The sequence below is a fragment of the Massilia sp. Leaf139 genome (assembly GCF_001424165.1).
Classification (GTDB): domain Bacteria; phylum Pseudomonadota; class Gammaproteobacteria; order Burkholderiales; family Burkholderiaceae_D; genus Telluria.
Map to the genome: position 1 here is coordinate 1 of NZ_LMOJ01000018.1, position 7,603 is coordinate 7,603.

The following is a 7,603-nucleotide window of genomic DNA, read 5'->3' on the forward strand; positions in this document are numbered from 1 at the left end:
TGCGCGTGACCCACGAATACGCCAACGGCGTTTCGATCATCAACGCCTGGGTGAACGGCGTGCAGACCGTGTTCGGCACGGTCATCAATGGCACGCTGATCGACGCCCCGACTACGCCGATGACCATCGGTAATCGCGCCGCGGACATGGCGCGCAGCTGGGACGGCTTGATCTTCTACACGCTGGTGTGGAACCGCATCACGCCAGGCGAGGAAGTTGCTGTTTTCGACCCAGCCGCGCTCGAGCGCACGCCGGAACCGATGTTGGGCAATGGGGCAAGCGGCGTCATTGCCGATACTGCGCTCGCCGGCGCTGCCGCGCTCCGCGCTACAGCGGGCGGTTCGCTGACTACCAAAATTGCTCTCTCCGGCGCGGCCGGGATCCAGGCAAGCGCGGGCGGCTCGCTGGTCACCGAGATCAGGCTGTCGGGCTCGGCTGGAGTGCAAGCCACTGCAGCCGGCGTGCTGACCACGTCTATCGCCTTGGCCGGCGCGGCTGGCCAGCAATCCGCTGCCTCCGGTTCCCTGTTGACGGGGATTGCCCTGGCGGGCGCTGCTGCCGCGCGCGCGACTGCGTCCGGCAGTTTGGACGGCGGCGCTGCCGGGCTGATAGGTGCAGCCGTTGCTCGTGTTTCGGCCAGCGGCGACCTGTCAACCGCCATCTCGCTCGCCGGCGCCGCCGCGCTGCAGTCGTCCGCATCCGGCACGCTCGCCGGCTCCGGTGTGTCGCTGTCGGGCGTGGCCGCCGGGCGATCGAGCGTGCTGGGCGAGCTGTCGACGGCAATCAGCCTTGCCGGTCTCGCGCCCGCGCGCGTGAGCGCGGCAGGAGTACTGGCGACTCGGGTGGCGCTGTCCGGCTCGGCGCGGCTTGTCGCTTCCGGCGTTGGCAACCTGGGCGTGGGCGTTAGCTTTACCCGTGCGCCGGCCGGGCCCGGCTATGCGCCGCGCCGCGGTGAATACCAGGCGCGACCGGCGCAAACCGGCGGCCGTCGGCCACCCGCATTTGAGAAAGCATATCGATGAGCAGAGAAAAAACGTCGGCGCCCGCGGCGCTGGCTGTAACAATGGCTATCGCCAAGCAGGCCTTGCGCATCGACGAGGACGACACGTCCCTCGACATGATGATCGGGATCTGGATTGCCGGTATCACGGCCGAGGCCGAAAAGCAGACCCACCGCGCTTTCGTTAACCGCGGCATGCGCATCACACTCGACGCCTTCCCTGATGCGATCAAGCTCAGCGCGCCGACGTTCAGCGTGGAGGCGGTTCGCTTCCTGGATCCCGACGGCGTAGAGCGTACGCTTGACCCAGCCGACTATTACGTCGACAAGGTCACGGTGCCGGCCTACATCGTGCCTGCGCGTGGGAAAGCCTGGCCGGCGACGGAGGGGCACGTCAATGCGGTGACGGTCGAATACACGGCCGGATATGGGCCAGGCGCCGATACCGTTCCGCAGGAAGTACAGATGTACATCCTGGCGAAGTTACAGGTGCAATTCGAAAGCTCGACNCGAATACACGGCCGGATATGGGCCAGGCGCCGATACCGTTCCGCAGGAAGTACAGATGTACATCCTGGCGAAGTTACAGGTGCAATTCGAAAGCTCGACCGGCGCGGGCGCGTCGGTGGGTAAACCGTTCAATGTCGAGTACCTGGATCGGCTGCTCGACGGCCTGTGGGTGCCCAGCCTATGACGATCGCAGCTCGACTGAACAAGCGCGTCGCGCTGCAGCAGCTGGTCGCCGGCAAGGACGCCAGCGGCGCGCCGACCGAGGTATGGGCGAATGTGATCACGACCAGCGACGGCAAGATCTGGGCGGGCATCCGCGACCTGACCGGCCGCCAGTACGTGGCCGCCGGCGGAACGCAGAACGCCGTGCAGACCGAAATCGAGATCCGGCACCGCGCCGGGATTGTCCCGGCTATGCGCGTCGTGCACGGTACCGACGTCTACGACATCGAGGCGGTGCTCGACCAGCAGGGCAGGGCGCTCAAGTTGATGTGCAAGAAAGGGGTGGGCCGTGGCTGACAGTATGAACGTGGAAGGCTTCAAGGAGCTGGCCGAAAATCTGAAGAAGCTCGGGCCGCGGCTGGCGAAAAACGGGCTGCGCGCAGCGACCAGCGCAGGCGCGGCACTGATCCGAAATGAGGCGCGCAACCTGGCTCCGGTCGATACGGGCGAGATGAAGCGAGACATCCAGATCAAGCGTGAGCGTGAGGTTCGCGGAGGCGAGCTGGTCACGGCCAGCTACTCTGTCTATACCCGAGGCGGCAAAAAGTCCCGGCTCTCCGGCAAGGCGCGCAACGTCGACAAGGACAGCTTCTACTGGAAATTCGTCGAGTTCGGCACCGCGAAGATGCCGGCCCAGCCTTTCATGCGACCGGCCTTTGATGCCAAAAAGGTGGCCGCTGTCGAAGCGATTGGTGAGAAGCTCGACGAGCGTATTCAAGCGCACGCTGCTGACCTGGGGAGGGGCCAATGACCATCCTGGCTGCCTTCCTCGCCCTGGTCGACCCGATCATGGACGGCCGCGCGTACCGCGGCGTAGCGCCGGACGGAGTGCAGGCGCCCTACGCGGTGTTCGCCCGGGTCGCCAGCGTGCCGGGCGTAACCCTCGACGAGAACGGCGGCGCCGACAACGAGAGCGAAACCCGGATCCAGCTCGATATCTACGGCGCCGCCGGTGACGTCGATGCGCGGGCCGCGGCGGTGAGATCCGCCCTCAAGACCTGGCACATCTCGAACGTCATCCAGCTCGAGCTGGACAGCTACGAGTCGGAAGTGAAACTGCACCGCACGATGCTCGACATCGCCACGATTCACCAGTAACCGCATCATCCACCCACCCAGCCGGCCGCCATGAGCGGTCTTTTTTTCGTCAAAAGGAAACACAATGTCCGGAATCTCCGCACAAGGCAGCACCCTGCACATGGCCACCGGTACCGGCGGCGCCAAGACCATCACCGCGATTTCGGTCGGCTTCCCGGCCATCGTGACCAGCAACGCCCATGGCCTCAACAACGGCGACGTCGTCGTCCTGGCTTCGGTCGTCGGCACCATGGGCGCGCTCCTGAACGGCACGCAGCGCGTCGTCGCCAACAAGACCGCCAACACCTTCGCGCTGCTGGACGCCGACACCACCGGCCTGACCTACACCTCGGGCGGCACCGCGACCCCGCAGACCTACACGAAGATCAACGGCCTGATGTCGTTCGACGGCTTCGACGGCGCAGCCGACGAGCTGGACACCACCGACCTGGACTCCACCGCAAAGGAGTTCGTGTCGGGCATCAAGGACGAGGGCAAGTTCGGCTTCGAGATCAAGACCCTGAAAACCGACGTCGGCCAGATCGCCCTGCGCGCAGCGCGCACCAGCGGCGCGGTCACGCCGTTCAAGCTGACCCTGCCGGACGGTAGCGTCGCCTCGTTCAGCGCCCTCGTGAAGACCATGCCGACCGGCGGCGGCGTCAATGCCGTCCTGAAGGGCAAGGTCGACACGAAGATTTCCGGCCCTGTAAGCTGGGCATAAGGAGGGCGCATGAAACTTCTGAATAAAGCGGCGTTCTTCGCTGCGCATGACGTAAGGCACGAAGACGTGCCGGTGCCCCAGCTGGACGGTGCAGTCCGTATCCGCGTGATGTCCGGCGCCGCACGCGACGCCTTCCAGGAATACATGCGCTCGTTCGGCGACGAGCCGCGGCCGGCCAGCGCGGTGCACGCTGCGCTGCTGGTGCACACGTGCATCGACGAGGCCGGCGAGCCGATGTTCACGATGGACGACCTCGACCAGCTGCGCACCAAAAGCTCGGCGGCGCTCGACCTGATGGCCGCCGCGGCGATGCGCATCAACGGGCTGGGCGCCGCCGCAGTGCCGGACGCGGAAAAAAACTCCGCGAGCGACCAGAGCGACGATTCTGGTTCCGTCTAGCGCTCGCGCACGGCAAGAGCGTCCGCCAGGTGCAGGCCGAGATCGACTCGGCCGAGTTCGCGGAATGGCAGGCGTTCTACTTGCTTGAGCCTTTCGGTGGAGAGGTCGCCGACCGGCGGCACGGCTCGGCGATGGCCCTGCAGGCGAATGCGCAGCGCGGGAAGGACGTCGAGCCCTACAAGCTCGAGGACTTCATGTTCGGCAGCGTGGTGCAGGAAAACCCCGAACCCGAGCTGCTGGATGACCCTGTCGCGCAGTCGAACCTGATACGCGCGAAGATGTTTGGGCTTCCACCGAAGTAGCGCAGCAATGACCCGCCACCTGGCGGGTTTCTCTTTTTCTGGAATCCGCATGGCAAACCTCGGACAGCTCGTCGTCAACCTCGAAGCGAACATCGCTCGCTTTACCTCGGACATGGGGCGTGCTTCCCAGACGGTCGAGCAGACGATGGGCAGGATGAACGCGGCCGCCGATGTGGTGAGGAATGTCCTCGGGGCGGTCGGCGTCGCCCTGTCCGTGGACGTGCTGGTCGGCGAGGCGAACAAGGCAATCAGCGCGCTGGCCGACCTCGACGACATGGCGCAGAAGACCGGTTCCTCGGTCGAGACGCTGTCCAAGCTCAGCAAGGTGGCGGCTTTCACCGGCACCGACCTGGGCGCCGTCGATGGGATACTGGTCAAGCTGTCGAAGAACCTTGCCAGCACGGACGAGGAGGGGAGTAAGGCCGCTAAGGCGTTGGCCGCTATCGGGATCTCGACCGACGAACTTAAGGGCAAAGACCCGGCTCAAGCATTCGTCATAATTACCCGGCGGTTGCAAGAATACGAGGATGGCGGGAACAAGGTCGCGGTCGTCACCGACTTGATGAGCAAGTCGGCGGCCGACCTGCTGCCTTTCATGAACGACGTCGCTGAGAGCATCGACAAGTTTGCTGGGGACAGCGCCGAGGCGGCCGCAGCTGCGGCTGCATATCAGGATCAGTTGGGCCTGCTCAAGCTCAAGTACGACGAGATGACGACATCGATCGTCACAGCAGCCTTGCCAGCAGCAAACGACTTCATCGGCGCCTTATCGGGCCTGACCACCGAGTCCAACAACCTGACAGGTACGACCAGCGTTGATACCTGGGCCGACGACGTGGCGATCGGCTTGGCGCGCATGGTTGACGTCGCGATGTTGATCCCGCGAGTCTTCGGCGCAGTGAAGGGAAGCTTCCAAGCAGTCATCGCGGACATCCAGTTGATGGGTGTTGTGGCCGAGAATGCGAACCCGATCAACGCCGCTAAAAACCTCCTGAAGGGAATTAACCCGAACGACGTGATCAAAGCGGCGCTGGCGGAGCGAAACGCGGTCGTGGACGAGTCGAACCGGAAGCTGGCCGAGCTCTGGAACGCGCCGGCCAACAGGATGGAGCAAGCGGTGATCGGCCGTATCGCGTGCCGGTTTGATGCGCAGCTTGCCGCCGGTGCAGATGCGCTGGCAGGAATCGTCCCTGCACAGGATCCTGGCCGAACGAAGTTGGCGTACGGTGGCGGTAACGCAAAGCCGGTGCCGGGCGAAGGGGGGCAAGGCGCCACGCCAGCGGCCGCCGACCTCGCGCCCGCAATCGCGCGCATGCGTGAGTGGGCGCCCGATCAAGCGATCGGGGCTCGCATTGTAGATCAGGCGAACGACGAAACCCTCGCGCTGCGGAACGCGATCGACGCAACGCTCGACCTCGAAGACGCCACGCAGCGTCGGCTTGACCAACAGCTGCGCGCCGCTGACCAGGCGAGCCAGAATGCCGAGAACATCCGGCTGAGCTTGATGACCGAGGCCGAGTCGGAGCAGGCATTTCACGACACTCGCATCGAGCAGCTGCGAATCTTCGGCGAGTCCAAGCTTGGGAACGAGATTGCCGCGAACGCGTTGATTGAGCAGGAGACTGCGCGGCACGAGCGGGCCAAGCTTGATATCCAGCGCGCTAACCAGCTGCAGATGCTCGGCATGTCGGGTGATGCTGCTGATCAGCTGTACAACCTCATGCAGAAGGCGGGGCTGGAGCAGACCGCCCTGGCCAAAGCCGTGTTCCTTGCGAGCAAAGCCATTGCGGTGGCCGAGATCATCATGAACACCGAGGTGGCCGCGTCGAAGGCCCAGGCGCAGTTCGGCGCATTCGGCACGCCGATTGCGATGGCGATCCGTGTGGCGGGCTACGCGAGCGCGGGCATGACTGCCGGCCTGGCCATCGCCGAAGCGTCGGCGGAGGGTGGCTACGACATCCCGGCCGGAGCGAACCCAGTGACGCAGTTGCACGAAAAGGAGATGGTGCTGCCGAAAGCCCAGGCGGAAGTAATCCGCAACCTGGCCACGCGCGGCGGCGCCGGCGGATTCGGCGGCCAGCTCACCCAGACCATCCACATCAACATCGACGGGAAGACCGACATGGCCGAGAACCGCAGGCTGAWCTGGTCGACAAGCTCCAACGAGCAGGAAAGATCTGATGGCAATTATCAACGTACCAACCGGGCTCTCGGTGGCCAGCCAGAGCTGGGGCCAACGCCGCATGGACGCCGAGTTCCGCTCGATCTTCGGCGCCCAGGCCATCGAGGGCAGCGCGCCGCTGTGGGAGACGACGATCACGGCCAGCCTGAAGCGTACCGAGCTGTGGCAGGTGCTGATGATGCAGCTGCGCGGCCGCACGAACCAGCTGGCCCTGTGGAACTTCGGGCGGCCCGTCCCGCGCGGCACGATGCGCGGCGCGATGACGGCCGGCGCGACCGCTCAGGGCGCCACGTCGATGACGGTCACGGCGGCCGGCCAGGCGAGCAAGACGCTGCTGGCCGGCGACCTGCTCGGTGTCGGCGCCGGCCTGACGCAACAGGTCGTGATGGTCACGGCCGACGCCACCTCAAATGCATCGGGTGTCATCACCGTCAGCTTCGAGCCAGCACTGCGCAGCGCGCTCTCGGCCGGCGCCGCGGTGACCTGGGATCGTCCCAAGGCGCTGTTCCGCCGCACCGAATCGAAGGCCGGCTGGGAGCACGAGCCAGGCGGAATCGTCAGGGGCATTAGCATCAGCCTGCTGGAAGACTGGCGACCGTAAAGTCTCACCGTTCAAACCGGGCCCCTCACGCAGGGGCCCTTTCTTTTTGAGATCAGGAACCGATGACCACTGCAGCACAGAACGCGGAGCTGGCCAAGCCGGTCACGCGCACCGTCTATTTTGTCGAATTCCTGTTCGCGTCCGCCACATCGCGCCTCTCCACCGCGAACATTCCGCTGGTGTGGGGTGGCTTCGAGTGGTCAGGCGTCGGCACGCTCGGCTCGATCGGCACAGTCGAGGAATCGGACGGCCTCGAATCCCGGCCGCTGAACTTCACGATCAACTCCGCCCAGCCGGCCTGGCTGTCGCTGGCCGTGGGCTCGGTCGAGGAATACCGCGGGCGGGCGGCCAAGATGTACAGAGTGATGGACACGCTCAACGTCGGCGTGAACGATGAGTCCGGGTCGATCACGCTCCGGTGCGAGACGAGCGCCTATGGATTGAAGCGCCGCCCGGCGCTGCGCTTGAACGCGGCGCAGCATAAGAAGGTGAATCCGACGGACACCGGCCTCGACTACCTCAACGACCTGGTCGCCAAGCCGACCGTCTGGCTGTCCGCCTGGTTCCAGAAGCAGCGATGAAACTCCAC

At 65.2% G+C, this 7,603-nt stretch carries 10 protein-coding genes; all 10 read left to right on the plus strand.

What is annotated here, in order from left to right; translation table 11 throughout:
• Window positions 1-1,022: hypothetical protein (locus tag ASF77_RS24530; protein WP_200934164.1), on the plus strand; the 1,022-nt coding region annotated here is incomplete at its 5' end.
• Window positions 1,019-1,509 (plus strand): hypothetical protein (locus tag ASF77_RS25265; protein WP_373961848.1); only part of this gene is annotated, 491 nt, incomplete at its 3' end. The genes ASF77_RS24530 and ASF77_RS25265, both read left to right, overlap by 4 nt.
• A 181-nt stretch (window positions 1,510-1,690) precedes the next feature.
• On the plus strand, window positions 1,691-2,029 hold the full coding sequence (locus ASF77_RS11370) for a phage head closure protein (RefSeq protein WP_056339134.1): 339 nt from the start codon (window positions 1,691-1,693) through the stop codon (window positions 2,027-2,029).
• On the plus strand, window positions 2,022-2,483 hold the full coding sequence (locus ASF77_RS11375; RefSeq protein WP_156648859.1) for an HK97-gp10 family putative phage morphogenesis protein: 462 nt from the start codon (window positions 2,022-2,024) through the stop codon (window positions 2,481-2,483). The genes ASF77_RS11370 and ASF77_RS11375 overlap by 8 nt, the downstream gene beginning before the upstream one ends.
• Window positions 2,480-2,830, plus strand: a complete 351-nt coding sequence (locus ASF77_RS11380) for a DUF3168 domain-containing protein (protein WP_056339139.1) — start codon at window positions 2,480-2,482, stop codon at window positions 2,828-2,830. Before ASF77_RS11375 ends, ASF77_RS11380 begins: the two co-directional genes overlap by 4 nt.
• Before the next feature lie 64 nt (window positions 2,831-2,894).
• The gene (locus ASF77_RS11385; RefSeq protein WP_056339141.1) at window positions 2,895-3,530 is read left to right on the plus strand and encodes a phage tail tube protein; all 636 of its coding nucleotides are present in this window, start codon (window positions 2,895-2,897) and stop codon (window positions 3,528-3,530) included.
• A gap of 9 nt (window positions 3,531-3,539) precedes the next feature.
• Window positions 3,540-3,929 carry a hypothetical protein gene (locus ASF77_RS11390; RefSeq protein WP_056339142.1) on the plus strand — a complete coding sequence of 130 codons (390 nt, stop codon included), beginning with the start codon at window positions 3,540-3,542 and terminating at the stop codon, window positions 3,927-3,929.
• Between the two features lie 29 nt (window positions 3,930-3,958).
• Window positions 3,959-4,231, plus strand: coding sequence for a hypothetical protein (locus ASF77_RS11395; protein WP_056339144.1), 273 nt, complete (start codon window positions 3,959-3,961; stop codon window positions 4,229-4,231).
• Window positions 4,232-4,238: 7 nt separating this feature from the next.
• Window positions 4,239-6,983 (plus strand): hypothetical protein, encoded by a 2,745-nt coding sequence (locus tag ASF77_RS11400; RefSeq protein ID WP_156648860.1) that lies wholly within the window; start codon window positions 4,239-4,241, stop codon window positions 6,981-6,983.
• Window positions 6,984-7,076: 93 nt separating this feature from the next.
• Complete coding sequence (locus ASF77_RS11405) at window positions 7,077-7,595, plus strand: hypothetical protein (protein WP_056339148.1); 519 nt, start codon at window positions 7,077-7,079, stop codon at window positions 7,593-7,595.
• Window positions 7,596-7,603: the final 8 nt, after the last annotated feature.

What these genes read in the sequence shown, in the direction of transcription:
- ASF77_RS11370 (WP_056339134.1), top strand. Translation starts at nt 1,691, where the DNA reads ATGACGATCGCAGCTCGACTGAACAAGCGCGTCGCGCTGCAGCAGCTG.
- ASF77_RS11380 (WP_056339139.1), top strand. Translation starts at nt 2,480, where the DNA reads ATGACCATCCTGGCTGCCTTCCTCGCCCTGGTCGACCCGATCATGGAC.
- ASF77_RS11385 (WP_056339141.1), top strand. Translation starts at nt 2,895, where the DNA reads ATGTCCGGAATCTCCGCACAAGGCAGCACCCTGCACATGGCCACCGGT.
- ASF77_RS11390 (WP_056339142.1), top strand. Translation starts at nt 3,540, where the DNA reads ATGAAACTTCTGAATAAAGCGGCGTTCTTCGCTGCGCATGACGTAAGG.
- ASF77_RS11405 (WP_056339148.1), top strand. Translation starts at nt 7,077, where the DNA reads ATGACCACTGCAGCACAGAACGCGGAGCTGGCCAAGCCGGTCACGCGC.